The organism is Kitasatospora sp. A2-31 (assembly GCF_022288725.1).
In the GTDB taxonomy this organism is placed as follows: Bacteria; Actinomycetota; Actinomycetes; order Streptomycetales; family Streptomycetaceae; genus Kitasatospora.
In genome coordinates, this window is record NZ_JAKNTA010000001.1 from 293567 (window position 1) to 319169 (window position 25603).

The window sequence follows — 25603 nt, forward strand, 5'->3', positions numbered from 1 at the left end:
GCCGTGCGGCGGCGCGCGGCGTCACGGGCCGCCCCGCGGAGCGGCGCTGCACCCGCAGCCGACCGCCGTGACGGGTCGGGGCGTCCCCGGGACCTACCCTCCGATCGCCGACATCGGCCGGTCCGGCTGGACGAAGTCGCCCGAGCCGATGTCGTGACCGGGGCCCTTGCGGGCGACGGCGGCGCGCCAGGCCCGCTCGATCCGGTCGTCGTCGGCACCGCCGCGCAGCAGCGCGCGCAGGTCGGATTCCTCCGTCGCGAAGAGGCAGTTGCGCAGCTGGCCGTCGGCGGTGAGCCGGACGCGGTCGCAGCCACCGCAGAACGGGCGGGTGACGGAGGCGATCACGCCGATCACGGTGTCGGTGCCGGCGATCCGCCACTCCTCGGCGGGGGCGTTCCCGTGCCGGCCGACCGGGACGAGGTCCCACCGGGCACCGAGCACGTCGAGGATCTCCTCGGCCGTGATCATCCGGTCCCGGTGCCAGGCGCCCTGGGCGTCCAGCGGCATGGACTCGATGAACCGCATCCGGTAGCCGTGCTCGGCGGCGAACTCGACCAGGGGGACGAGCTCGTCGTCGTTGACCCCGCGCACTGGCACCGCGTTCACCTTCACCGGCGCGAGGCCGGCGGCCCGGGCGGCGGCCAGACCGGCGAAGACGTCGGCGATCCGGTCCCGGCGGGTGATCTCCGCGTACCGCTCGGGGCGCAGGGTGTCGAGGCTGACGTTCACCCGGTGGAGCCCGGCCGCCTCGAGTGCCGCGGCCGTGCGGGCCAGCCCGATGCCGTTGGTGGTCAGCGAGACCTCGGGGCCGAGCTCGGTGATCCGGCCGACCAGGTCCGGCAGGCCGCGCCGCAGCAGCGGTTCGCCCCCGGTCAGGCGCACCGTGGCGATGCCCAGCCGCCGGACGGCGATCCGCACCAGCCGGACCACCTCGTCGTCGCCGAGCACCTCGGCCTTGGGGAGCCAGTCGAGGCCCTCCGCCGGCATGCAGTAGGTGCAGCGCAGGTTGCAGCGGTCGGTGAGCGAGACCCGCAGGTCGGTGTGGACCCTGCCGAAGCGGTCCAGCAGCGGGCGCGGTGCGGTGTTCATCGACTCAGTACAGGGGCACTCGGCCCGGAGATCCAGCGGCCGAACCACCGGGGGCCCGCCGCCACCTGCGGGTTCGCCTTGTGCGTTCGTCCAACTGTGGCTTCGTACGGCTGCGCCGGGCGGACCGGCCGGGCAGGCTGGGCCCATGCAGAGCAGTGACCGGCCCGCCCCCACCACGGACGCCCCCGCCGGGGGCGCGGCCGCCGCCCCCGCCGCGGGCGCCGCCCCGGTGGCCGCCCTCGTGCTCGCCGCCGGCGGCGGACGCCGGCTCGGCGGGCGTCCCAAGGCGCTGCTGCGGTACGGAGGTCGTCCGCTGGTGGAGCACGCCGTGGCGGTGGTCCGGGCCGGCGGCTGCGCGACGGTGACGGTGGTGCTGGGCGCCGCCCGCGACCGGGTCCGCTCCACCGCCCACCTGCCGGGCTGCCGGCTGGTCGCCAACCCGGACTGGGCCGGCGGCATGGGATCCTCGCTGCGGGCCGGGCTGGCCGCGCTGCCGCCGGAGGCCTCGGCCGCGCTGGTGATGCTGGTGGACACGCCCGGCGTCACCCCGGCCGCGGTGGCCCGGTTGCTGGCCGCGCACCGGGCGGGCGCCGAGCTGGCCGCGGCCGCGTACGACGGGCGACGGGGGCACCCGGTGCTGATCGGCGCCCGGCACTTCGCCGAGGCGGCGGCGGGCGCCACCGGCGACTCCGGTGCGCGGGCGCTCCTGACGGCGCACGCCGAGGAGATCGAGCTGGTCGAGTGCGCCGACGTCGCCGTCCCGGACGACCTCGACACCCCCACCGACCTGGCGCGCTGGTCGGCGGGTTGAACCGGACGACGGGCCGACCGGCGCCCGATCCCCCGTTCGATGTGCCCCGGTCTCCTCCTCCCCGGCGAGGAATCGGCCGCACACCCCTGATCTGTCCCTGAGGATTGCCCCATTCCGCGCCGCTACTCCCCGGTTTCGGGGAGCATGGGTCACGTCCTTCCACCCCGACTCGAACGGACGGTGCTCGCGATGTCCGGACTGCCCGACGACTTCACCGGCCGCGACTCCGCACCGCACGGGCCGGGGCCGGCCGCCGGCGCCCGGGCGATCCGCTGCCCCGCCTGCCGCCGCGAGCACCTGTACGAGCCCCCGTCGCTGCCGTGCCCGTGCGGCGCCTCGCTCAAGGTGCCGCTGCTGCGCGGCGGTGTGCCGGTGCAGGTGCGGTTCCGCTCCTGGGAGGACTCCTGGCTGAACATGCGCTGCCCGCACTGCGGCCGGTCCGACCAGTGGCCGCAGCCGGAGTTCACCTGCAACTGCGGCGCCACCGTCCGGCTGCCGGTCGACCGCACCACCCGTCTCGGCGGCGGAACCACCGGACAACTCGGCGCCGCCGCCCCGCTCGGCACGGCCGGGCCGCAGCCCTCCCGCCCGCACACCTCCCACCCGTTGAACACGCCCGTCCCCGCCCCGCCCGCCGGGTCCGGCGCCGCGGCCACGCCGTGGCGCCGGCGGGCGCCGTTCCGCCCGCACCCGGTGCGCACCTCGCAGGACGCGGTGTTCACCGCCGCGCGCTACCTGGAGTGGCTCGGCTTCGACGACCTGGAGCTGACGGAGGCCCAGGAGCGTGACGGCGTCACCCTCCTGGGTAGCCGCATGGTCGCCCAGGTGGACACCTGGACCGAGCCGGCCGACGTGAAGTCCGTGGAGTGCCTCTGGCTGCAGACCCTGCACGCCGAGGAGATGGCGGCCGCGATGTTCACCCTGGCCGGCTACTCCCACCAGGCCACGGTCCGCGGCGAGCAGCTGCTGGTCGCCCTGTTCAGCCTGGACCTGGCCGGTGTGCCGCAGCCGGCCAACGGCGCCGCCGAGGCCCTGATGGAGACCGGCTGGACGTCCTGACCCCGGGGGGCCGGCGCCCCGCCGACCCATAGATCATTCCGCCGCCGGGCGCAACAACCTGCGCTCGTGATCTGGTGCACAAGCTCACCCCCGTGTTGAATTGCCGCCACGGCGCGGTCCTGGGGTCCGCGTCCTGCTGGATGGCGCGCACAAGGAGGTGGCGTTGTCGGAGCACGGATGGGACCCGGACGGCCGGACCGGACAGGACGGGCGCGGGCAGGACGGATTCGGGCGGGACGCCTCCGGACCGGACGGGCGCGGGCGGGCGGCGCCCCGGGGGCCGGGGGACACCGTGTGGCGGCTGCGGTCCCGGGCGTGCTGGCAGGAGGCCGCCGAGCTGTTACGGCCGGCCGCCGAACGCGATCCGACCGCCGCCCTCGGCCGGGCCGAACTCCTCATCGAACAGTGCCTGTTCACCGCCGCCCACTGGACCGCCGCGGAGCAGGCGCTGCGCCTGGCCGAGGCTCTGGCCGGCGGGCCGGAGGAGCGCGCGGCCGCCGCCTGCGCCCGCGGGTTCCTGGCGTACGTCGCCAGCGTGCTCGGCGCACGCGACCGGCTCGACGAGGCCCAGGCCGCGCTCGGCCGGACCTCCGCGCTGCTGCCACCGGACGCACCCGGCCGTCCGCTGCTGGACTTCCGCCGCGGCCTCGTCGCGGAGAACCTGCTGCGCGACCGGACTGCGGCCTGGATCGCCTACCGCCGCGCCCACGAGGGCGCCGGCGAACGCGGGGACGAGCTGCTCCGCTCCTACACCTGGCGGCACCTGGCCGCGCTGGCCCAGGCGGCCGGGGACCGCGACCGGGCCAGGGAGGGGTTCGACGCCTCGCTGCGGTTGCGCGAACAGCTCGGCTTCACGGTCGGGGTCGCCCCCGCACTGGCAGCCCTGGCCGAGGTCTCCGCTCCGGCCGAGGCCGCCCGGATGCGGGCCGAGGCGGCGCGGCTGGTGCAGGCGCTCGGAGGCGTTCCGGTCTGGCTCGCGCGCCAGCTGGGCGCGGCGCGCACGCCGGGCGCTCCCCCGGACGGGCTCATCGGGCGGGAGGCACGGGGGACCATCAGCTAAGGTGAGGCTAACCTGGCCGGGGGGAGCAGTGCCTCGGCCGGGTTCGCCTTGCCGTTCCCGGGCTCCGCCAGGCCCCGGCCGGTCGGGCCCGGCCACGGGTGCCCGCCACCCGCACCCGGGACGGGCCGGACGGACCGGTACGGGCGCCGGTCGACCCGATGGGGCCCGCACCATGACCGTGAGCAGCACCCGGCCCGGCCGCACACCGCGGGACCCGGCACCCGACGCGCACGACGCGGCGCCGGCACCGACCTCAGCCACCGTTCCCACCGTTCCCACCGCGGCCACCGTTCCCACCGTTCCCACCGCGGCCACCGCGGCCACCGCGGCCACCACGCCAGGCTCCCCGCGGCCCTGCGCCGCGAGCTACCACCGGCTCGGCGAGTCGTTCCCCGCCCTCCGGGTGCACCACGCGCCCCCGCGCACCGGCAACGGCTGGCTCACCGGCGCCGACCTGGTCGCCCGCCCGGAGGCGCTGCGCGAACTGATCGCCCACGACGCCCGCCAGGCCCTGACCCGGTACGGACGGCCGCTGCGCCCGGACGTGGCGGCCGGCTTCGGCCTGCACCGGCTCACCTGGGCCGTCTCGCTGCTGTTCACCCTGCCGTGGTTCCTCGAACGCCGGGTGCCGCTGCTGGCGCCCGGGGACGTCTCCGTCCGCCGCCGCACCGGTGAACTGACGGCCCGCCCGGGTGCCTTCCTCTGCCTGTCCGACGACCCGGCGGCCGGCCGGCCCGGCGCCCGGCCGGCGACCGGCGAGCCCGCACTGGCCGCCGGGCTGCGCACCGCGCTGGCCGGCTTGCTGACCCCGGTGCTGGCCGCGTTCCGCCCGGAGGTGCGGCGCGGCCCGCGCACGCTCTGGGCGATGGCGACGGACGCGGCGGTGGAGGGCCTCTGGTACGTCGGCGGGCTGCTCGGGGAGGAGGAGCGGGCCCGCACCGAGCTCACCGCCCTGTTCGCACCGGAGCCCGCGGCGTGCCCGGAGGGCGCGCCGACCGGGCCGCGCCCGTCGGTCGCGCCGTTCACGCCCGGCGCGGGCTTCGCCCCTGCGCGGCCGGACGCACCCGCGCATCCGGGCGCCCCCACCCGGCCGGCCACCCCGGCCTGCCCGGACACCGCGCTGCCGGAGCGCGCCCGGGCCAGCTGCTGCCTCCTTTACACCGTCCTCCCCGAGGCGATGTGCGGTGGTTGCCCCCGCGTCACGCGAGGTTGACCGGATTCCGCTCCCGGGCGGACGCGTCGGGCCCGGAATTCCGGCGAATTCCCGTCGCTAAATTGTCAGACAATGCGACTTCTCCCACATCAGAAATCCCCCTCCTCAGCGCATTGACGGCGAATCAGCCATTCGAGAGCCGAGCATCCGCCATGATGGTCCCCGCCATCACGACGCAGGAAAGCGAGGCTGGTGCAGGCGATGAAATTGTCCGACATACCGCTCGGTTGGGCCGTCACCGGCATTGCGGTGCTGCTGGTCACCGCCCTCCTGGTCGCCCTGGCCCGGGGCCGGGGAGGCACCGCCGGATCGGGCGGCACGGATTCCTGGGAGCGCTCCGAGGAGCGCCGCCGCCACAAGGAGTCCCTGTACGGCGCGGCCTCGTACACGCTGCTGTTCTGCTGCGCCGCGGTCGCGGCCGCGCTCTCGTTCCACGGCCTGGTCGGCTTCGGGGTGCAGAACCTCAGCCTCTCCGGGGGCTGGGAGTACCTCGTCCCGTTCGGCCTCGACGGCGCGGCGATGTTCTGCTCCGTCCTCGCCGTCCGGGAGGCCAGCCACGGTGACGCCGCGCTCGGCTCGCGCCTGCTGGTGTGGCTGTTCGCGGGCGCCTCGGCCTGGTTCAACTGGGTGCACGCGCCGCGCGGCTTCGGCCACGCCGGCGCCCCGCAGTTCTTCGCGGGGATGTCGCTCTCGGCGGCCGTGCTGTTCGACCGCGCGCTCAAGCAGACCCGCCGGGCCGCGCTGCGGGAGCAGGGGCTGGTCCCCCGCCCGCTGCCGCAGATCCGGATCGTCCGCTGGCTGCGCGCGCCGCGCGAGACCTACGCGGCCTGGTCGCTGATGCTCCTGGAGGGCGTCCGCAGCCTGGACGAGGCGGTCGACGAGGTCCGCGAGGACAGACGGGAGCGGGTCCGGGAGAAGGAGCGCCGCAGGCTGGCCGGGCGGCGCGAACGGGCCGAGATCCGCGCCATCAACCGCACGAACAGCGTCTGGCGCCAGCGCGGCGCGACCCGGCAGCTCGAGTCCGGCCAGGAGCCCGCCATAGCCGGCGGCCCGGCGGCGGAGCGGCCCGCCGTCGAGCCGCCGGTGCCCGCCGAGGGCGCCGTGGCGCAGCCGGGGCTGCCGGCCCGTCCGGAGCGGCGCACCGTCGACCTCACCATGGAGGAGGACACCGTGGCGCTGCCCCGGCTCGACTCGCTGGAGCGCAAGCTGAAGGACCTGGAGCAGCAGTTCGGCTGAACCGGGCCCCCGGGGCCGGTCAGGCGGCGGGGGCGGCCGTGAGCTCGAACCACATCCGCTTGCCCGAGCCGCGCGGCTCCACGCCCCAGCCGTCCGCCAGCGCCTCGACCAGCATCAGCCCGCGGCCGGAGGAGGCCTGCTCCCCCGGCGTCCTGCGCGTCGGCCAGAGGTCGGACTCGTCCTCCACCTCGACCCGCAGCCGGGCCCGGCCGCCCTCGCCGTCGCCGTCCGCCTCCCGGTAGAGCCGGGCGGTGAACATGGCGTCCCGGTCGGTGTGCCGGATCGCGTTGGTGACCAGTTCGGAGGAGAGCAGCTCGGCGGTGTCGATCAGCTCGGCCACGCCCCAGCGGCGCAGCGCGTCGCGCAGCTCGGCCCGCACCTCGGCGATCCGGGCGAGGTCGGCCTGGCCGATCCGGCGGCGCAGCTGCTGGGCGGCCAGGCCGCCCTCCGGTCCGTCCCAGCGGAGCAGCAGCAGCGCTATGTCGTCCTCGCGCTCGCTGGAGTCGGCCGCCTGGGAGGCGATCCGGTCCGCGAGGTCCTCCAGCGGGTCGCGGCCGCCCTCGTCACGGGCGGCGAGCGGGTGGGAGAGCACCGCGGCGAGGCGGGCGACGCCCTCGTCGAGGTCCATGCCTCGGGCCTCGACCAGGCCGTCGGTGCAGAGCACCACCGTCTCCCCCGGATCCAGGCTGAACCGGGTGACGCGGTACTCCTCGTCCGGGGCGATGCCCAGCGGCAGGCCGCCGGCGACCGGCACCACGGTGGTGGAGCCGTCGGCGCGGCGGACCACCGGGTCCAGGTGGCCGGCCCGGACGGCGTAGACCACGCCGTAGTCGACGTTCACCTCGGCGTAGGTGCAGGTGGCGAAGTGGTCGGTGTCCAGGTCGGCGAGGAAGCGCGAGGCCCGGGCCATCACGGCGGCCGGCGGGTGGCCCTCGGCGGCGTAGGCGCGCAGCGCGATCCGCAGCTGGCCCATGATCCCGGCCGCGTGCACGTCGTGCCCCTGGACGTCGCCGATCACCAACCCGACGTGCCCGCCGGGCAGCGGCACCACGTCGTACCAGTCACCGCCGATCTGCAGGCCGGAGCCGGCCGCGAGGTAGCGGACGGCGGTGGTGACGCCCGGCACCGAGGGGACGGTGCGCGGCAGCATCACCCGCTGCAGACCGGCCGCCAGCTCGTGCTCGGCGTCGTGCAGGCGGGCCCGGGCCAGCGACTGCGCGACCAGGCCGCCCAGGGTGGAGAGCAGGGTGCGCTCGTCGGCGTCGAGCTCCCGGTCGTCGTCGAAGCTGACCAGACAGACGCCGATCGCCCGCCCGCTGGCCACCAGGGGAAGGAAGGCCCAGGAGGAGCGGCCGGTGCGGCTGTTCGGCGTCCACACCTCGGGGAGGCGCTCGTGGTACTCCTCGCGGCTGGCGATGAAGACGGGGGCGCGGTTGCGCAGTGCCTCGGCCGCGGGGTGGGCGGGGGGCAGCACCGAGCGGTCCCAGAAGGCGAGCTCCTCCGGCCGGTAGCCGGTGGCGCCGAGGATCTGCACCCGGCCGGCCTCGAAGGAGGCCAGCACCAGGCCGTCCGGGGGCAGGCCGGGCAGCGGCAGCTCGGTGAAGACCCGGGCGACGTCGCGCACGGTGACGGCCTCGGAGAGGGCGCGGGCGGCCTCCTTGATGAACCGGGAGCGCTCCTCGCGCAGCAGGGCCATCCGGTCGGCGCGGTCGCGCTTGTGCAGCTCGACGGTGGCGTCCCAGACGAAGCCGACCATCCGGGAGGCGCGGCCGAAGGCGTCCGCGAGGACCCGGCCGCGGAACCTGACCGCGCGCATCGTCCCGTTCGGCCCGACCGTGCGGTAGTAGGCGCCGCACTGGCCGAGCTCGGCCACCGCGCGCTCGACCCGGCGGCGCACCACGGGCGCGTCCTCGGGGTGCAGCAGGGCCAGGAAGGAGGCCGAGGTCCGGTCGAAGTCGGTCTTGTCCGCGCCGTCCAGGCCGACGATCGTGCAGGCGCGCTGGTCGCCCTCCAGGACGTCGCGGCGGATGTCCCAGTCGAAGGAGCCGATGCCATTGGCGGCCATCGCCGGCTCCAGCCAGTCCGGCATGGAGTCGCCCGAGGCGACCGGCAGGCCGCCCGGGAGCATCGGCGCAAGCCGCCCGGCGGCCAGACCCGGCGCCGACCGCAGGGCGTGCCGGCGCACCGCCTGGGCAGGGGGTCTCACCCGCCCCGCCCCGGCCGTGGACGAGCCGGGAGGAAGCGCCGGCCCCGGGGACTCGGGCTCTGTGGGCATACTGCTCCTGCCGCTGCCGTGGCGGGTCCGCTCCGGTCGTCCGGCCGGACCGCGTGGCGGTGTGATGGGTGTGCTGGATCGGACGGTGCCGACCTGCGGTGGTCAGTCGAGGTGGGCTTTCCCCGCTGCTTCGCGCACGTGGGCACACATTCCCACCATCCTGGCCAATGTTCGGCCAAGCGGCAATGGCAACGGGCCGGAAATCTTCCGTCCGGGCGGCCCTCCGGCGCCAGGTTCGTCGGCGAACGAGCCTGAATTCCGGCTCTTCCGGCCAGTCCGCCCCGGCGCGCGGGACGGGAGCTCGGGGATCGGGGTTCGAGGTTCGGCCCCGGGAGCTCGGGGCTCGGCGGGAGCTCGGGGCTCGGCGGGAGCTCGGGGCTGCTCGACCCTAGGGCGTGGCCAGCTCGAACCAGGTGACCTTGCCGTCGCCACGCAGCTGGACCCCCCAATCGTCGGCCAGCGCCTCGACCAGCATCAGCCCGCGCCCCGAGGTGGCGTACTCCGCGTCCGGGTCGCGACGGCGGCCCGGCATCCGGGCGGCGCTGTCCTGCACCTCGATCCGCAACCGCAGGTCGGCCCCGAGCACCGCCTCGAAGACCGCGCCCCGGCCGGTGTGCAGCAGGGCGTTGGTGACCAGCTCGGAGGAGAGCAGCTCGGCCGTGTCGGCCAGCTCGGGCACCCCCCAGCGGCTGAGCGCGGAGCGCAGCCGGTGGCGGACCGCGCCGACGGCGACCAGGTCGGCCGGGTCGAGTGCCAGCTGGAGCCGGCGGTGCAGGGCGCAGCCCGGTGACGGGGCGCCGGGCCCCTGCGCCTGACCCCCCGCGCCGGCCGTTCCGGCCGCACCGGCCTGGCCGGTCTGGCCGGCGGCACCGGTGGGACCGGCGGTGCCGGCCGCGCCGGGGAGACCCGGCGTACCCCCCTGGGCCCTCGGACGGAAAACGTCCCCCGAACCCGTCCGCTGCCGCGGGAATCGCGACTGACCGTCCATCAACACATGCCCCCGCCCTCATTCCGGGACCTGCAAAGCCGGTCCCCCCGCCGACCGGGTGGCCCCCTCGTTCTGACCATCATCCTCATGCCCAGCTTTCGGCGTTTGCAACAGTGTGCGTGCGATCACCCGAGGTGAAGGGGGCACGGGACGGCTCCCGTGATCCAACTGGCGATGCCGGACAGGTTTGCGAAGCGTACCGGCCGATTTTCGAGGTCTTCCGGCCACCCGAAAGTGCTCGCCCGGCCCGCTCCCGCCGGGCCCTGCGACCGCCGTTCCGGGCGCCAGCGCAACCCGCGCGGGCCCCGCGCCACCAGGCGCGCCGGGCGCACGCCGGACCGTGACCGGCGCCGGGGACCCGATGGCGGCGCCCGGCGAGCCGAACACTCCAGGACGGGCAACGCTGGACAGGGCGGCCGGGTCCGGGTTCAATGGCCCGAGACGTTTGAACGCCGTTCTAACTCCATCTCCCTCCCACCGGCGACCGCGAGCGAGGAACCGTGCGACTGACTCCCACCGAGCGGGACCGGCTGCTGATCTTCACAGCAGCCGAGCTGGCCCGCGCCCGCCGCGCCCGGGGCGTCCGCCTGAACGTCCCCGAGGCGCACGCCCTGATCGCGGACACCGTCTGCGAAGCCGCCCGCGACGGCCGGCGCCTCGCCGAGGCCATCGAGGCCGGCCGCTCCGTCCTGACCGCCGACGACGTCCTCCCCGGCGTCCCCGACGTGGTGACCGTCGTCCAGGTCGAGGCGGTCTTCGAGGACGGCACCCGGCTGGCCGTGGTCAACGACCCGTTCAAGGGCGCCGGCTCGCTCGGCGACGAAGCCCCCGGCGGCGCGCTGATCGGCGCGGGCACCGGTTACGACCCGATGGAGGAGACGGTCGTCCTGCCCGTCCACAACACCTCCGGGGTGCCGATCTCGGTCACCTCGCACTTCCACTTCTTCGAGGCCAACCCGCGGCTGGCCTTCGACCGCGCGGCCGCCTACGGCACCCACCTCGCGGTGCCGGCCGGCTCCTCGGTGCGCTTCGACCCCGGAGCCACCGTCGAGGTCGGCCTGGTGCCGATCGGCGGCGCGCGGGTCGCGATCGGCTTCGCCGGACTGGTGGACGGCCCGCTCGACGCACCGGGCGCCAAGGAGGCCGCGCTGGCGAAGGCCCGCGCGACCGGCTACCTGACCGGCTTCGACGACGCGGAGGTTCCGTCATGACCGCGATCACCCCGCACGACTACATCTCCGTGCACGGGCCGCGGGCCGGGGACCGGATCCGGCTCGGCGACTCCGGGCTGATCGTCCGGGTGGAGTCGGACTCCCAGGCTCCGGGCGACGAGTTCCTGGCCGGCTTCGGCAAGACCGCCCGCGACGGCCTCCACCTCAAGCCCGCCGCCGTCCGCGACACCTGCGACGTGGTGATCAGCAACGTGCTGGTGATCGACGCGATCCAGGGCGTCCGCAAGACCTCGATCGGTCTGATCGACGGCCGGATCGCCTCCATCGGCCGGGCCGGCAACCCGGACACCCTCGACGGTGTGGACGTGGTCGTCGGCACCGGCACCACGATCGTCTCCGGCGAGGGGCTGATCGCCACCGCCGGCGCCATCGACACGCACGTCCACCTGCTCTCGCCGCGGATCATGGAGGCCTCGCTCGCCTCCGGCGTCACCACGATCATCGGCCAGGAGTTCGGCCCGGTCTGGGGCGTCGGCGTCAACTCGCCCTGGGCGCTGCGCCACGCCTTCAACGCCTTCGACGCCTGGCCGGTCAACATCGGCTTCCTCGGCCGCGGCTCGTCCTCCGACGCGGCGCCGCTGGTCGAGGCCCTCGCCGAGGGCGGTGCCTCCGGCTTCAAGGTCCACGAGGACATGGGCGCCCACACCCGGGCGCTGGACACCGCGCTGCGGGTCGCGGAGGAGTACGACGTCCAGGTCGCGCTGCACACCGACGGCCTGAACGAGTGCCTCTCCGTCGAGGACACCCTCAAGGTCCTCGAAGGCCGCACCATCCACGCCTTCCACATCGAGGGCTGCGGCGGCGGCCACGTCCCCAACGTCCTCAAGATGGCCGGCGTCCCCAACGTCATCGGTTCCTCCACCAACCCGACCCTGCCGTTCGGCCGGGACGCCCTCGGCGAGCACTTCGGGATGATCGTCTCCGCGCACGACCTCAAGGTCGACCTGCCCGGTGACGCCGCCATGGCCCGCGACCGCATCCGCGCCGGCACCATGGGCGCCGAGGACGTCCTGCACGACCTCGGCGCCATCGGCATCACCTCCTCCGACGCCCAGGGCATGGGCCGCGCCGGCGAGACCGTGCGCCGCACCTTCGCCATGGCCGGCAAGATGAAGGCCGAGCTCGGCCCGCTGGACGGCACCGGCTCCTACGGCACCACCGAGGCCGGCGACGACAACGAACGCGTCCTGCGCTACATCGCCAAGCTCACCATCAACCCCGCCATCGCCCACGGCCTGGCCCACGAGGTCGGCTCCATCGAGATCGGCAAGCTCGCCGACATCGTGCTCTGGCGCCCCGACCACTTCGGCGCCAAGCCGCAGCTGGTGCTGAAGGCCGGCTTCCCCGCCTACGGCGTCGTCGGGGACCCGAACGCCTCCACCGACCGCTGCGAACCCCTCGTCCTCGGCCCCCAGTTCGGCGCCCACGGCGCCACCGCCGCCGACATCTCGGTGGCCTTCGTCGCCCAGGCCGCCGCCGACGGCGCCTACCCGGACCGGCCGGCCGACGGCCTGCCGACCCGGCGCCGCCGCGTCGGCGTCCGCAACACCCGCGGCATCGGGCCGCGCGACATGGTGCGCAACGCGCGGATCGGCAACGTCGAGGTCACCGAGACCGGCCTGGTCTCGCTGGACGGCGAACCGCTGCGTTCCGAGCCGGCCGAGAGCGTCTCGCTCAGCCGCCTCTACTTCCTCTGACCCGCCCTCACCTCACCCCCTTCCCCTAGGAAACCCCGATGACCACCCCCACCCCCGCCTCGCTCGGCTACCGGATGCCCGCCGAGTGGCACCCGCACGACCGCACCTGGATGGCCTTCCCGACCGCCAACCCGACCTTCGACAGCGCCGAGCACCTGCACGCCGGCCGGGAGGCCTGGGCGGCGGTCGCCAACACGATCGTCCGGTACGAGCCGGTCACCCTGGTGGTCAACACCGGCGAGACCGCGGAGGCCCGGAAGTACGTCGCCGAGCAGGTCGAGATCGTCGAGCGCCCGCTGGACGACGCGTGGATGCGCGACATCGGTCCGTCGTTCCTGATCGACGGCAAGGGCGGCCTGGCCGCCGCCGACTGGATCTTCAACGGCTGGGGCGCCCAGGGCTGGGCCCGCTGGGACAACGACCAGCACATCGCCGAGCACATCAGCGAGCTGACCGGCGTCCGGCGCTTCGCCTCCCGGCTGATCAACGAGGGCGGCGGCATCCACGTCGACGGCGAGGGCACCGTGCTCGTCACCGACACCGTCCAGCTCGGCGAGGGCCGGAACTCCGACTGGACCCGCGAGGAGGTCGAGGCCGAGCTGCACGCCTTCCTCGGCACCACCAAGGCGATCTGGCTGCCGCGCGGACTCACCCGCGACTACGACGAGTTCGGCACCCGCGGCCACATCGACATCGTGGCCTCCTTCGTCCGCCCGGGCGTCGTGGTCGCCCACGTCCAGCCGGACCCGGCCCACCCGGACCACGAGGTGTGCAAGGAGCTGGTGGCGATCCTGCGTGCCTCGACCGACGCCCGGGGCCGTGCCCTGGAGGTCATCGAACTGCCCGCCCCCACCGTCCTGCTGGACGAGGAGGGCGAGCCGGTCGACTACTCCTACATCAACCACTACGTGGCCAACGGCGCCGTGATCCTCTGCGCCTTCGCCGACCCGCGCGACCAGGAGGCCAAGGCCATCCTGGAGAAGGCCTACCCGGGCCGGACCGTCGAGCTGGTCGACGCCCGCGAGATCTTCGCCAACGGGGGCGGCATCCACTGCATCACCCAGCAGCAGCCGCAGGCCTGACCCATACGGGCCCGAGTGGCCGGGCCCGGCCGGCCACCACCCAGGTGGGCGGCCGGGCCCGGCCAGTATGGTGTGGGCCCCAGTGGCACAAGAGGAGAACAGCAGATGGCGGACCCCCGCCCGCGCCGCCCGGCGCGCCCCCGCGAGGAGGTCTTCGCCACCGCGCGTGCCGCGATCGCCGAACACGGGCTCGCGAAGCTCACCATGGCCGGCCTCGGCAAGCAGCTCCAGATGAGCGCCGGGCACCTGCTCTACTACTTCGGCAGCAAGGACCAGTTGCTGCTGGAGACGCTGCGCTGGAGCGAGGAGCAGCTCGGCAGCCGCCGCCACGAGGCCATGGCCGACGGCGCCCGCGACGTCTGGGACCGGCTGTCCGAGTACACCCGGCTCTATCTGCCCGAGGGGCCCGGCGACCCCCGCTGGATCCTCTGGGTCGAGGTGTGGGGCCGCTCCCCCGCCAGCGAGGAACTACGGCGGGGGCAGCTGGAGATCGAGGCGCCGTGGGACGCCGACCTCGTCGCCCTGCTCGACGAGGGCGCCGCCTCCGGCCGCTTCACGCCCGGCGCCGCCGCCGAGCGCGCCGCCCAGATCCGCGCCCTGCTCGACGGCCTCGCCGTCCCGCTGGCCCTCGGCCTCCCCGGCGCCGGGCGCACCCGAGCCCTGGCCCTGGCCGGGTCGGCCTGCGGCACGCTGCTCGGCGCCGAGGGCTGACGGCTCACACCGCCGGGCCCCCGGCACGGCCGTCACTCGGCCCTCGCTCGGCCCTCGCTCGGCCCTCACTCGGTCCAGACGGCGGCCGCCGTGCGGTCGTCGGCGTAGCCCTTGGCGCGGACCTGCACCTGGCGCAGGAAGTCCACGGTGCCCGGCGGGTGCGGGTGCGCCCAGTGGGTGGACAGGAAGTGGGCGACGGCCGGCTCCTCCGCGATCGGCCGGGCCAGGCCCGGAGTGCAGAGCAGCAGGATGTCGCCCGGCGTCGCCGGGACCATCCGGAACCGGAACGGCCGCGGCTCCACCACCGGGGCGTCCGGGACCGGAGGCTGGCCGTCCGGGTGGTGCAGCAGTCGCGCCGCGTACGCGTCGATCCAGTGGCCGGAGCGCAGCAGGTAGAGCCCGCCCGGACCGACCCCGAAGGCCACCCGGTAGGAGGCCGCCGGATCGAGCGAGACCAGCAGGCAGTGCAGCGCGGCGGGGGACGGCTCGCCCTCGTCCTCCGGCCGGGGCGCGAGCGCCCGCAGCGGGGCGGCGGCGCTGGTGGCGAGGCGCTGCAGGCCGTACCGGAGCCGGTCGCGGGCGCCGGACCGCAGGTCGGCGGCCAGTCCGGGCCGGCTCCGTCCGATCGCACCGGCGAGCTGACGGCAGGCCTCGGCCGTGGCGGCGGCGACCGCCTCGGGGGCCGCCTCGTCGCCGCCGGTCCGGTCGAAGCCCCCGATCGCGGCCAGCAGCAGTCCGTCGGGAGCTTCGCCGAACCTGGTCACCAGCAGCGTGTCCCGCCGGGGCTCCCCCCGGTAGCGGGCGGAGTCGCCACGGACGGAGACGGCGCGCAGGATCGCGCTGCCGTACTGCGCGCCCTCCAGCACGGTGTCCGGCACGACGGCGCCGAGCGCGCCGGGGTCCGCCTCCGGCACGGCGGTCGGCTCGGGCCCGTACGTGGGCGGGCGTTCGCCGACGTGCGGCATCACGGGCCCTCCCGCGGCGAGCGAGGAGCGGGCGGCGGTGGGGCCGGTCCCGGGCGGCACGGCGGGGGCGGTTCCGGGTGCCGGCTCGGCTTCGGCCGCCGGCTCGGGGGCGGACTCCGACAGCGGCTCGGGCTCGGGCTCGGGAACGGGCTCGGGCTCCGGCTCGGGCTCCGGCTCCGGCTCCGGCTGGGGCTCGGGGACGGGCTCCGGCGTCTCTTGCAGGACGGGCGCCGGAGCAGGCTCGGGCTCCGGCTGTGGCTCGGGCACGGCTGCGACAGCCGGTTCCGGCTCCGGCTCGACCGCCACCGGCTCCGGTTCCGGCTCGACCGCCACCGGCTCCGGTTCCGGCTCGACCGCCACCGGCTCCGGCTCGCGGGGGGCGTCGGCCCAGGCGGGGGCCGGGAACCTGTGCGTCCCCGTCTGCTCCCCCGTGTACTCGGGTCCGATCACGCCGGCCGCGGTGTCGAACCAGTCGTCGATGCTGTCCCGTTCCAGCAGCGCTTCACCGGCGGGGCCGTCCCCGCCCGCGGAGGCGACCGTCTCCGCCTCCGCCACCGGACCGTCCGTCGGCACCTCGGCCGGTGCCTCCGCCGCGGCGCCCGCCGCCGCGTCCGCCGCCTCGCCCGTGCGCTGCGGGCCGATCAGCCCGGCGGCCGTCTCGAACCAGTCGTCGACGCTCCCCTCCCCCGCTGCCGCGCCCGGGGTGTCCGGGAGGGTGCCCGCCGGCCCTTCGTAGACCGTGTCCCACCAGCTGTCGTCCGGCCGGTGGGGCTGTGCGGGTGCACCCGTCGTGGTCATCTGGCGGCTCCTGGTCGGTCCGTGGTCGCGCCGCCCCCGGCGGGGCCGGACTCGCGTCATTGTCTCCAAGTGCCGAGGACGCTGTCCGGCTTTCGGCGACAAACCGTGCACTGATCGGATGATCTGGGTCACCGGATTCACCCCGCGTTCCGGTTCCGTTCCGTCCGCGCTTGCCGGAACTGCCCCGGCCAGGGTGTTTACGGGGTGTTCGCCCCCTCAGGGTGCCGAAAATGGGGTCCAAGGAGGGGCATCGCTTCACTCGTTCGGCTGATTAAATGTGCGCATGACCGCGTCGGCCCCCAGTTCGCCCCGACCGGGGAGGGCCGCACTCGCGGGCCGCCCGGTGGGTGCGCTGTTGGTCCTGCTGCTGGTCGGACTGCTGACGGCGCTGCCGTGCGCGGGCCAGTCCGCGGCCGTCCCGGCCGACCGTTCCGCCCCGCAGCCGGCCGCCGCGGCGAGCACCGTGGCCGGTCCCACCGCGGAAGGCCCGGCCGGCGCACCGCCGCACCACGCGGGCCCGCGCACCGACCGACCCCGCGCCGACGCCCGGTACGCCGACGGTCCGCGGCACCGGACGCTGTGCTCCGCCGACGGCGAGCCGCCGCACCGCGACAACGGCTGCTCCGGCCACCCGTACTGCGGGCAGGACGCCCAGCTCCCCAACCCGCCGCCGCAGCCCCAGCCCGCCGTGACGCCCGGCACCGAGCTGCCCGAGGCCCTGCCCCGGGTGGTGCCGACCGGGCTGCTGGACGGTCCGCACCCGGCACCCGACCTGCACGAACTCCAAGTACACCGGTCCTGAGCGGAACCCACCGCCGGTCCTGCCCCCTGCCCGCCCGAGCGGCCGGCACGACGGGCGCCACCGACGGATCCGCCCCTCCGCCCCCTCTTCAGACCGCCGCGCCACGAGCGCGCGGCGGGGACAAGGACACCACATGGGTTCCGCCTCCAAGCAGTCGAACAAGCCCGGCGGGAAGGCCGGCCTCGACCGCCGCGCCAGGATCGCCGAGCTCCGCGCCGCCGAGCAGCGCCGTGACCGCCGCAACAAGATCATCGCCTCGGTCGTCGTCGGCGTCCTGGTGATCGCTGCGATCGCCACCGGCACCTGGATCGTGATGGACGCCAACAAGGACAAGAAGGCCAAGGAGGCCGCCGCCAGCGCGCCGATCGACGGCGTCCAGACCTTCGGCGACCTGAGCCGCAACCACGTCAAGGAGAAGGTCACCTACCCGCAGACCCCGCCGGTCGGCGGCGACCACAACGCGGTCTGGCTGGACTGCATGGGCCACGTCTACGACCAGCCGGTCGAGAACGAGCGCGCCGTCCACTCGCTGGAGCACGGCGCGGTCTGGGTGACCTACAACGGCAAGGCCACCCCCGAGGACATCAAGACCCTCTCCGACAAGGTGAAGGCCACCCCGTACTCCCTGATGAGCCCGTACCCGGACGAGAAGGGCACCATCACCCTCAGCGCCTGGAGCACCCAGCTGGTCGTGGACAGCGCCAGTGACCCCCGGGTGAACGCCTTCTTCACCAAGTACGTGCAGGGCCAGCAGACCCAGGAGCCGGGCGCGTCCTGCACCATGGGGTCGATGTGACCGCGGACGCGGTGACCCCCGCGGAGGAGGACGGCGGGGCGCCCCGGGCGTCCTCCCGTCGGCGCCTGTGGTGGCCGGCCGTGCTGGCCGCCTCGCTCGCCCTCGCCCTCGGCGTACCCGCCCTGGTGGCCGGCGGGACGTCCGCCTCGGGCTCGTCGGCGCTCAGCGTGCCGGCGGACGACTCCCCCGAGGCCGGCTTCGCCCGTGACATGGCGACCCACCACCAGCAGGCCGTCGACCTGTCGTTCGTCGTCCGGGACCGGACGAGCGACGAGCCGGTCCGCACCCTCGCCTTCGACATCATCAACACCCAGGCCAACCAGCGCGGGATGATGATGGGCTGGCTCGACCAGTGGGGGCTCTCCCAGCACTCCGCGGCCAAGCCGATGGCGTGGATGAACATGCACCACGCCTACGAGGCGCACGACGGCTCGCTGATGCCGGGCATGGCCACCAACGCCCAGCTCGGCAAGCTGCGTTCGCTGAGCGGGCGGGACGCCGAGGTGTTCTACCTGCAGCTGATGCTGGAGCACCACAAGGGCGGGGTCGCGATGGCCCAGGGCTACGTCGACATGGCGAAGAACGAGACCGAGAAGCGGCTCGCGCAGTCGATGGTGAACGGGCAGACCTCGGAGATCCAGCTGATCACCGACATGCTCCATGAGCGCGGCGCCGCCCCGGGCGTCCCCGCCTCCTGACGGTTCGCACGCACCACCCGGCCGGGGTGCGGAGGACGGCTCGACCGTCCGCCGCACCCCGGTTCCGTTTCCCGCCCCGCCGGCCCGCCCATGCCCAGCCCGCCCGCGCCGACGCCGGACGGGGTGAGCGGCACGCCGGACGGGGTGAGCGGCACGGCGGCCGGGCTCAGCGGCGCCGGGCCGGGCGCGACGCCGCCACCGCGAGGCCCGCGACCGCGACGAGCGCGAGCAGCACCGCCCGCCCCCCGGTCGCCCCGCCCGCCAGGTGGACGCCGAGCACGGGCAGCGCGGTGCCGAGGGCCGTGCCGAGGCTCCGGGCCGTGTTGACCATGCCGCCGCCGACCGCCGAGCACTCCGCCGGCACCGCCCGCATCACCAGCGCGTTGTTGGCGGGCAGCAGCAGCCCCAGCCCCCAGCCGGCGATCGCCAGCGCGGCGGCGACCGGCAGCGGACCGCTCACCCCCGCGGCGCCCGGCCCCGCACCGCGGACCGGCAGCAGGGCGAGCAGCAGCAGCCCCGCGCCGGCGACCGCCGCACCGAGCCGGCAGCGGGCCGGGTCCGACCAGCCCCGCGGCAGCAGCGCGCCGCCGGCGGTCGCGGCGACCGCGAACGCGGCGGGCAGCAGCGTGACCACCAGGCCCACCCGGGAGGCCGGCACACCGGCGCCGCCGAGCAGGACGGGGGCCAGCACCAGCGGGCAGAACAGCAGCAGGTAGCCGATCAGCGAGACCACCAGGCCCGAGCGCACCCCCGGGGTGTTCAGCAGGCCCGGTGCCAGGATCGGCCGCGCCGCGCGCCGCTCCTGCCGCACCAACCCGAGCGTGCACACCACCGCGGCGAGCAGCAGCACGCCCGCCGCCCAGCCGGGCAGCGGCAGCCCGGAGGCGGTGGAGAGGGCCAGCAGCAGCGCGCTGGTCGCCCCGGTGAGCAGGAGCAGTCCGGCCAGGTCGAAGCGGCCGCCGCCGTGCTCCCGCGCCCGGACGCGGGGCCCGCGCCGCACACCCCGCGGCTGCCGCGGCTCCTCCGCCCCCGGGCCCGGCACGCCCTCGGGGCGGGTGCGGGGCAGCAGGAACCAGCCCGACAGGACGCCCAGCACACCGATCGGCACGTTGATCCAGAACACCCAGCGCCAGGAGGCGTGCTCCACCAGCAGGCCGCCCAGGCTCGGCCCGAGCGCCAGGCCGAGGCCCTGCGCGGCGGCCTGCACGCCCAGCGCCCTGCGCATGGCGGGCTCGGGAACACCGCGCGCCACCAGCGCCACGCTGTTGGCCTGCATCATCGCGCCGCCGACGGCCTGGACGGCCCGGCAGGCCACCAGCGCCCAGAGGCCGCCGGCCAGTCCGGCGCCGAGCGAGGCCAGCGCGAAGACGGCGAAGCCGCCGAGGTACACGGTCTTGCGCCCGACCAGGTCGGAGAGCCGGCCGATCGGGGCCAGCAGGGCCACCAGCACCAGCAGGTAGGCGAGCGCGACCCACTCGACGGAGGCGAAGCCGGCGTCGAAGTGCCGTCCGAGGGCCGGGAAGACGAGGGCCGTGATGCTCGCCGTGAGCTGTCCGAGGAACGCCCCGAGGCAGACCGTGCCGACCGCCAGCCAGGGGGCGTACCGCCACCGGGCCACGCGGCGCGGCCGGGGACGCTCGGTGAGCAGCCGGGAGGCTAGGGCCGCGGTGTCCATAGTGGGAAATATATCGGATGCAGATATGTTCTCTCTACGATCTGATCGTTGTCCGACCGGCTGCGGGGGCGGCCGCCACCAGGCGATACGCTGTCCGCCATGTCGCCGTCGCCGTCCGTACCCGCCCCCGCCGCCGGACCCGCCGAAGGCCGGGCGGGCCACGGGGCGCCGGCGGACCTCGCGTCACCCGCGGAGCTCGCGCCCCCGGCGCTGGAGCGCGCCCGGCGGCTGACCGACGTGGTGACCCGGCTGCGCCGCGCCCTGCGCAGCAGCATCCGCACCGACTACCCGTGGGAGTCCCTGCCGATGGCGCAGGTCGAACTCCTCCAGACGCTCGCCGCCGCCCCGCTGCGGGTCGGCGAGCTCGCGGACCGCCAGCGGCTCGCCCCGAACACCGTCAGCGGACTGGTCGGCAAGCTGCTGGAGGCCGGCTTCGTCGACCGCCAGGCCGACCCCGGCGACCGCCGCACCGCCCGGATCGCCCTCACCCCGGCCGGACGGCGCCAGCTGGACGACTGGCAGCACGCCCACGAGCGCCGCATCGCGGCCGCGCTCGGCACCCTTTCCCCCGCCGACCGCGAGGCCGTCATGCAGGCGCTGCCCGCGCTCGACAGCCTGGCCCGCGCCCTGGCCCGCCCGGCCGGCCCCGAGTAGTCCGCCGCGGGGCGCGAAAATCCGGTGTCCACCGGGCCCCGGCTCCGGCTAGCGTCCCGCCATGACCGCCGCACGGATCCGCATCGAGCCCTGGACGGACGCCGACCTCGCGCTGCTGCGCCGGGTGAACACCCCGGGGATGAAGAAGCACGTCGGCGGCCCGGAGACCGAGGAGCAGCTGCTCGTCCGCCACCAGCGCTACCTGGACTTCGTCCCGTCCGGCCTGGGCTGCATGTTCCGCATCGTCCTGGCCGGGGAGGCCGAGCCCGTCGGCACGGTCGGCTACGGCACCCGTACCTGGCACGGCGAGCGCGTCCACGAGATGGGCTGGAACGTCCTCCCCGACTACCAGGGCCGGGGCATCGCGGTCGCCGCCGCCCGCGCCGCGGTGGCCGAGGCACGGGCGACGGCCCGGCTCCGGTACCTGCACGCCTTCCCCTCGGTGGACAACCCCGCCTCCAACACCGTCTGCCGCAGGGCCGGCTTCACCCTGGTCGGCGAGACCGACTTCGAGTTCCCCGCCGGCCGCTGGATGCGCAGCCACGACTGGCGCGTCGACCTCACGGCGAGCGTCTAGGGGCCGGGCCCGCCCGGCCTTCCGGGGACCACCCGCCGCCCGAAGGCCGGCGCCTCAGAACAGCGCGCCGCTCTCCAGGTCCAGCAGCCAGCGCTTGCGGTCGACCCCGGCCGCGAAGCCGGTCAGCGCGCCGTTGGCGCCGACCACGCGGTGGCAGGGCCGGACGATGAGCAGCGGGTTGGCGCCGACCGCGCCGCCCACGGCGCGGACGGCCTGCGGTGCGGCGCCGGCGAGCGCGGCCAGCCGGCCGTAGGTGACCGTCTCGCCGTACGGGATGGCGTCCAGGGCCGCCCAGACCTTCTGCCGGAAGTCGGTGCCGGCCGGGGCGAGCGGGAGGTCGAAGCTGGTGCGCTTGCCGGCGAAGTACGCGGAGAGCTGTGCGACGGGCTCGGCGAGTGCGTCCGGATCGTGGAGCCAGTGGTCCGCGGGCTCGGCCAGCGCGTACCGCTGGCCCGGGGCGGTGACCGTGGCCAGGGCGGCCGGTCCGCCCTCCGCCGGCCGGACGCCGCTCAGCAGCAGGCGGCCGAGGGGGCTCTCCATGACGGTGAAGACGGTGGTGCTCATGCGCGGGTGTTCTCCGTTCCGGTGCTGGTGTCAGGGGTGGCGCCCGCCCAGAGCCGGTGCACGGCGTAGGAGCGCCAGGGTGCCCAGGACTCGGCGGTGCGGGCGGCCGACTTGGGGTCTCCCGGGGCGCCGAGCGCCGTGAGGCCGTGGCGGATGCCGACGTCGCCCGGCAGGAAGACGTCCGGGTCGGCGAGCGCCCGCATCCGCAGGTAGCCGACGGTCCAGGGGCCGATGCCCGGCAAGGCGAGCAGCCGAGTCGCCGTCTCCTCCCGGTCGACGCCACCGTCCAGGCGGACGACGCCCTCGGCGAGAGCTGCGCAGAGGCCCGTGAGCGCCTTCCGGCGGGCGGCCGGCATGGCGAAGTCCGCGGGGTCGGCCACCGCCAGGGCGCCGGCGGTCGGGAAGAGCAGGCGCAGGCCGCCGTCGGGCTCGGGCAGTGCGGTGCCGTACTTCTCGGCGAGCCGGCCGGCCAGGGTGCGGGCGGCGCCGACGCTGATCTGCTGCCCGAGCACGGCGCGGACGGCCAGCTCGTGCGGGTCGACGTGGCCGGGCGAGCGCAGGCCCGGCCGGCCGCTCACCAGCGCGCCGAGCAGCGGGTCGGCGCCGAGCTGCTCGTCCACCGCGTCCGGGTCGGCGTCCAGGTCGAACAGGATGCGCAGCCGCTGGACGGCGGTCGGCAGATCGCGCAGGTCGGCGAGGAACAGTCGGCAGTCCAGCCAGCCGCGGGTGCGCGGGTCCGCGGGCGCGAGCCCGTCCACCTCGGCGATGCCGTGCCCGTACGGGAGGGCGAGGGTCCGCCGGTAGGTGCGGACGCCGGGGCGCACGGCGGGGACGACCTCCTCGACGCCGGGGACGGCCCGCAGGGCCAGGAAGTCGATCAGGTGGTCGCTGTCCAGGGCGCCCCGGTAGGCGAGGCGCAGGGTGAGGCCGCCGGCCGGGGTGGCGCTGCGCCGCCCGGCGGCGACCTCGGCGCGCAGCCCGCTCGGCGTGCGGTCGTAGACCTCGCGGACGGTGTCGTTGAACTGCCGGACGGAGGCGAAGCCGGCCGCGAAGGCGATCTCGGTGATCGGCAGCTCGGTGGTCTGCAGCAGCAGCCGGGCGGTCTGGGCCCGGCGGGCGCGGGCCAGGGCGATCGGCCCGGCGCCGAGTTCGGCGGTGAGCTGGCGCTGGAGCTGCCGGGCGCTGTAGCCGAGGCGCTGGGCGAGGCCGGCGACGCCCTCCCGGTCGACCAGGCCGTCGCCGATCAGCCGCATGGCGCGGCCGACCAGGTCGGCCCGGTGGTTCCACTCCGGCGAGCCGGGCACCGAGTCCGGGCGGCAGCGGCGGCAGGCGCGGAATCCGGCGCCCTGGGCAGCGGCCGCGCTGGGGTAGAAGGTGCAGTTGGCACGTTTGGGGGTCACGGCGGGGCAGCTCGGTCGGCAGTAGATGCCGGTCGAGGTGACGGCCGTGAAGAAGACGCCGTCGAAGCGGGCGTCGCGGCTGTCCACGGCTCGGTACCGGATGTCGTCGTCGATCACGTTGTCCAGTCTGCGGCACCCGCGGCCGACCGACTGGCGGAAATCGGACGTGGGCGTGAGTGGCCATACGGTGGCCGCCCCCGGTCCTGCGGCCGGCCGGGGACTCGGGCGGAAAACCACGCGCCGCCCGCCCGGGTCGGCGGATACGCTGGCCGACACCCACCCCCGGTGCGCCCCGCCACCTGCGCGCCGACCCGCGGCAGACCGGCCGCCGTCCGGACAGGAGCCCCATGAGCGAGCAGCCGAACGAGCAGCCGTACACCGGTCCGGACGACCCCCGGGTTTCCGCGCTGCGGATCGAGGAGTTCGCCTTCCCCGGCCCGCTGCGCGACCAGCTGGTCGCGGCCGTGCTGAGCGGTGCCAAGACCAGCACCACCGGCCTGGTCGCCGACTACGAGCACGAGAACGAGCCGCTGCCGCAGGCCGGGGTGCGCTCCGCGGTGATCGACTCCGCCGGCACGGTGGTGGCCGTGACCGAGACGACGGAGGTGCGGGTCGTGCCGCTGGCCGAGGTCGACCTGCAGCACGCGCTCGACGAGGGCGAGGGCTACACGACGGTGGCCGAGTGGCGGGAGGTCCACGAGGGGTTCTGGCACGGTCCGCAGATGCGGGCCGCGCTGGGCGACCCGGAGTTCACGGTGCACGACGGCACGCCGGTCGTCCTGGAGCGGTTCCGGCTGGTCGCCGACCTGCGCCGGGAACCGGCCGGCGACCCGCGCTGACGGGCGCCCGTGCCGCGCTGCCCGGAAGGCGTCCGGACAGCGCGGCACGCGCGTCAGCGGAACGGCCGGCCGTGCGTCACCACTTCACGGTGCCGCCCGCGGCGCGCATCGACTTGGTGAGGGCCTTCCACTTCTTCACCCGGGCCGTGGCGAGCCGGGCGTCCGAGCGGGAGGCGATCCAGTCGTTCTCGCGCTGGAGCTTGCGGTAGCTCTCCATCCGACGCTCCGGCAGCGTGCCGTCGGCCAGCGCCTCCTGCACGGCGCAGCCGGGCTCGCTCGCGTGCCCGCAGTCGTGGAACCGGCAGGACTCGGCCAGCTCCGCGATGTCGGCGAAGGCCAGGGCCACCCCCTCGCCACCGTAGAGGCCGACCTCGCGGAGGCCGGGCGTGTCGATCAGCACGCCGCCGCCGGGCAGCGCGATCAGCTCGCGGGTGGTCGTGGTGTGGCGGCCCTTCTGGTCCACCGCGCGGGCCTGCTGGACGGCCATCACGTCGGCACCGGCGAGGACGTTGGTGAGGGTGGACTTCCCGACACCGGACTGGCCGATGAACGCGGTCGTGCCGGGGATGCAGGCGCGCAGCACGTCCACCCCCTCGCCGGTCTCGGCGCTGACCACCAGCACGGTGACACCGGGGGCGGTGGCCTCGACGTCGGCGCGGATGAACTCAGCGTCGTGGACCAGGTCGGCCTTGGTGAGGACGACCACCGGCTCGGCGCCGGACTCCCAGGCCAGCGCCAGAAAGCGCTCGATCCGGCCGAGGTCCGGCTCGGCCGCGAGCGAGGCGGCGATCAGCACGGTGTCGACGTTGGCGGCCAGGACCTGGCCGTCGGAGCGCTTTCCGGCCACCTTGCGGATGATCGCGGTGGAGCGCGGCAGCAGCGCGGCGACGGCCGTCATCGGCCGGGCCGCGAGGTCCACGGCCGCCCAGTCGCCGGTGCACGCGCAGTTGATCATGTCGGCGTCCGCGACCGGTCGCGTGTCGGCGCGGACGGTGCACAGCTCGCCGTTCTCCGGGTCGACCAGGACGGCGTCGCACTGGCCGCGGTCGACCCGGACGATGCGGGCCGGCGTCAGCCCGGCCTCGGCGAACGGGGCGAACTGCTCCGCGAGCTCGTCCGTCCAGCCGTAGGCGGCCAGCGGGGAGCCCGGAGTGTCGAGCGGGGAGGGAGAAGAGGAGGAGAACGGAACGGAAGCAGCGTTGGACAACGCAGGGGGCCCTTCGGGAGGAATGTGATCCCGCCGGGCTGCGGCTGCGCGCGTCGGAAGAGCGGCGTCAGCCGGCGGCCGGGAGGGAGAGGTGAGTGCGAGCGCTGCCCAGGGCAGCCGTGAGGACCGTGACAGTCATCGGGCCCACCTCCTGTGTCTCTCCACGGGCCGCGAG

23 protein-coding genes are annotated in these 25603 nt (G+C 75.7%); 15 read left to right on the top strand and 8 right to left on the bottom strand.

The genetic code is table 11. The features are described 5' to 3' along the window. Positions 1-93 precede the first annotated feature (93 nt). Complete coding sequence (gene moaA / locus MCM47_RS01310) at positions 94-1089, bottom strand: GTP 3',8-cyclase MoaA (protein ID WP_238740074.1); 996 nt, start codon at positions 1087-1089, stop codon at positions 94-96. Positions 1090-1318: 229 nt separating this feature from the next. Between moaA and MCM47_RS01315 the strand changes: the two genes are divergently transcribed. The 5 genes from MCM47_RS01315 to MCM47_RS01335 all read left to right on the top strand — a co-directional run bounded on the left by MCM47_RS01315 (position 1319) and on the right by MCM47_RS01335 (position 6468). Next, a complete protein-coding gene (locus MCM47_RS01315) occupies positions 1319-1900 on the top strand; it encodes an NTP transferase domain-containing protein (protein WP_238741440.1) in 582 nt (193 codons plus the stop codon). Between the two features lie 189 nt (positions 1901-2089). Beyond that, entirely contained in the window at positions 2090-2959 is an 870-nt protein-coding gene (locus MCM47_RS01320) for a hypothetical protein (protein WP_238740076.1), read from the top strand. Positions 2960-3251: 292 nt separating this feature from the next. Further along, the gene (locus MCM47_RS01325) at positions 3252-4019 is read left to right on the top strand and encodes a hypothetical protein (RefSeq protein WP_238741442.1); all 768 of its coding nucleotides are present in this window, start codon (positions 3252-3254) and stop codon (positions 4017-4019) included. Between the two features lie 172 nt (positions 4020-4191). After that, positions 4192-5232, top strand: a complete 1041-nt coding sequence (locus tag MCM47_RS01330; protein ID WP_238740078.1) for a (2Fe-2S)-binding protein — start codon at positions 4192-4194, stop codon at positions 5230-5232. Between the two features lie 201 nt (positions 5233-5433). Then, positions 5434-6468 carry a DUF2637 domain-containing protein gene (locus MCM47_RS01335; protein ID WP_238740080.1) on the top strand — a complete coding sequence of 345 codons (1035 nt, stop codon included), beginning with the start codon at positions 5434-5436 and terminating at the stop codon, positions 6466-6468. Between the two features lie 19 nt (positions 6469-6487). Here MCM47_RS01335 and MCM47_RS01340 read toward each other — a convergent pair whose 3' ends face one another. Next, positions 6488-8674 (bottom strand): SpoIIE family protein phosphatase, encoded by a 2187-nt coding sequence (locus MCM47_RS01340; protein ID WP_238740082.1) that lies wholly within the window; start codon positions 8672-8674, stop codon positions 6488-6490. A 457-nt stretch (positions 8675-9131) separates the two neighbouring features. Further along, the gene (locus tag MCM47_RS01345; protein ID WP_238740084.1) at positions 9132-9731 is read right to left on the bottom strand and encodes an ATP-binding protein; all 600 of its coding nucleotides are present in this window, start codon (positions 9729-9731) and stop codon (positions 9132-9134) included. A gap of 500 nt (positions 9732-10231) precedes the next feature. Here MCM47_RS01345 and MCM47_RS01350 point away from each other — a divergent pair, with 500 nt between their 5' ends. The 4 genes from MCM47_RS01350 (at position 10232) to MCM47_RS01365 (ending at position 14453) form a co-directional block, all read left to right on the top strand. Continuing rightward, entirely contained in the window at positions 10232-10942 is a 711-nt protein-coding gene (locus tag MCM47_RS01350; RefSeq protein ID WP_238740086.1) for an urease subunit gamma, read from the top strand. After that, positions 10939-12660: an urease subunit alpha gene (locus MCM47_RS01355; protein ID WP_238740088.1), complete on the top strand. Its 1722-nt coding sequence runs from the start codon at positions 10939-10941 to the stop codon at positions 12658-12660. The genes MCM47_RS01350 and MCM47_RS01355 overlap by 4 nt, the downstream gene beginning before the upstream one ends. A 38-nt stretch (positions 12661-12698) precedes the next feature. Next, positions 12699-13742, top strand: coding sequence for an agmatine/peptidylarginine deiminase (locus MCM47_RS01360; protein WP_238740090.1), 1044 nt, complete (start codon positions 12699-12701; stop codon positions 13740-13742). 105 nt (positions 13743-13847) lie between these two features. Then, positions 13848-14453, top strand: coding sequence for a TetR/AcrR family transcriptional regulator (locus MCM47_RS01365; RefSeq protein ID WP_238740092.1), 606 nt, complete (start codon positions 13848-13850; stop codon positions 14451-14453). Positions 14454-14518: 65 nt separating this feature from the next. On the opposite strand, the gene MCM47_RS01370 is transcribed toward MCM47_RS01365, so the two are convergent. Then, positions 14519-16216, bottom strand: a complete 1698-nt coding sequence (locus MCM47_RS01370) for a protein phosphatase 2C domain-containing protein (protein WP_238740094.1) — start codon at positions 16214-16216, stop codon at positions 14519-14521. A 283-nt stretch (positions 16217-16499) separates the two neighbouring features. On the opposite strand from MCM47_RS01370, the gene MCM47_RS01375 reads away from it, so the two are divergent. The 3 genes from MCM47_RS01375 (at position 16500) to MCM47_RS01385 (ending at position 18512) form a co-directional block, all read left to right on the top strand. Next, positions 16500-17018 carry a hypothetical protein gene (locus MCM47_RS01375; protein ID WP_238740097.1) on the top strand — a complete coding sequence of 173 codons (519 nt, stop codon included), beginning with the start codon at positions 16500-16502 and terminating at the stop codon, positions 17016-17018. A 133-nt stretch (positions 17019-17151) separates the two neighbouring features. Then, positions 17152-17814: a DUF3105 domain-containing protein gene (locus MCM47_RS01380; RefSeq protein WP_238740099.1), complete on the top strand. Its 663-nt coding sequence runs from the start codon at positions 17152-17154 to the stop codon at positions 17812-17814. Continuing rightward, positions 17811-18512, top strand: coding sequence for a DUF305 domain-containing protein (locus MCM47_RS01385; protein ID WP_308222268.1), 702 nt, complete (start codon positions 17811-17813; stop codon positions 18510-18512). The genes MCM47_RS01380 and MCM47_RS01385 overlap by 4 nt, the downstream gene beginning before the upstream one ends. A 166-nt stretch (positions 18513-18678) precedes the next feature. Here MCM47_RS01385 and MCM47_RS01390 read toward each other — a convergent pair whose 3' ends face one another. Next, complete coding sequence (locus MCM47_RS01390; protein ID WP_238740100.1) at positions 18679-20187, bottom strand: MFS transporter; 1509 nt, start codon at positions 20185-20187, stop codon at positions 18679-18681. A 99-nt stretch (positions 20188-20286) separates the two neighbouring features. Between MCM47_RS01390 and MCM47_RS01395 the strand changes: the two genes are divergently transcribed. Together MCM47_RS01395 and MCM47_RS01400 are read left to right on the top strand one after the other, a co-directional pair. Next, complete coding sequence (locus MCM47_RS01395) at positions 20287-20841, top strand: MarR family winged helix-turn-helix transcriptional regulator (protein WP_238740102.1); 555 nt, start codon at positions 20287-20289, stop codon at positions 20839-20841. A gap of 61 nt (positions 20842-20902) precedes the next feature. Next, positions 20903-21418, top strand: a complete 516-nt coding sequence (locus MCM47_RS01400) for a GNAT family N-acetyltransferase (protein ID WP_238740104.1) — start codon at positions 20903-20905, stop codon at positions 21416-21418. A gap of 54 nt (positions 21419-21472) precedes the next feature. Here the strand turns inward: MCM47_RS01400 and MCM47_RS01405 are convergent, their stop codons facing one another. Together MCM47_RS01405 and MCM47_RS01410 are read right to left on the bottom strand one after the other, a co-directional pair. Continuing rightward, positions 21473-21982 carry a methylated-DNA--[protein]-cysteine S-methyltransferase gene (locus tag MCM47_RS01405; RefSeq protein WP_238740106.1) on the bottom strand — a complete coding sequence of 170 codons (510 nt, stop codon included), beginning with the start codon at positions 21980-21982 and terminating at the stop codon, positions 21473-21475. Beyond that, a complete protein-coding gene (locus tag MCM47_RS01410; RefSeq protein ID WP_238740108.1) occupies positions 21979-23499 on the bottom strand; it encodes an AlkA N-terminal domain-containing protein in 1521 nt (506 codons plus the stop codon). The genes MCM47_RS01405 and MCM47_RS01410 overlap by 4 nt, the downstream gene beginning before the upstream one ends. A 230-nt stretch (positions 23500-23729) precedes the next feature. Here MCM47_RS01410 and MCM47_RS01415 point away from each other — a divergent pair, with 230 nt between their 5' ends. After that, a complete protein-coding gene (locus MCM47_RS01415) occupies positions 23730-24221 on the top strand; it encodes an ASCH domain-containing protein (protein ID WP_238740110.1) in 492 nt (163 codons plus the stop codon). 76 nt (positions 24222-24297) lie between these two features. On the opposite strand, the gene rsgA is transcribed toward MCM47_RS01415, so the two are convergent. Next, positions 24298-25428: a ribosome small subunit-dependent GTPase A gene (rsgA, locus tag MCM47_RS01420; protein ID WP_374209043.1), complete on the bottom strand. Its 1131-nt coding sequence runs from the start codon at positions 25426-25428 to the stop codon at positions 24298-24300. Between the last annotated feature and the right edge of the window lie 175 nt (positions 25429-25603).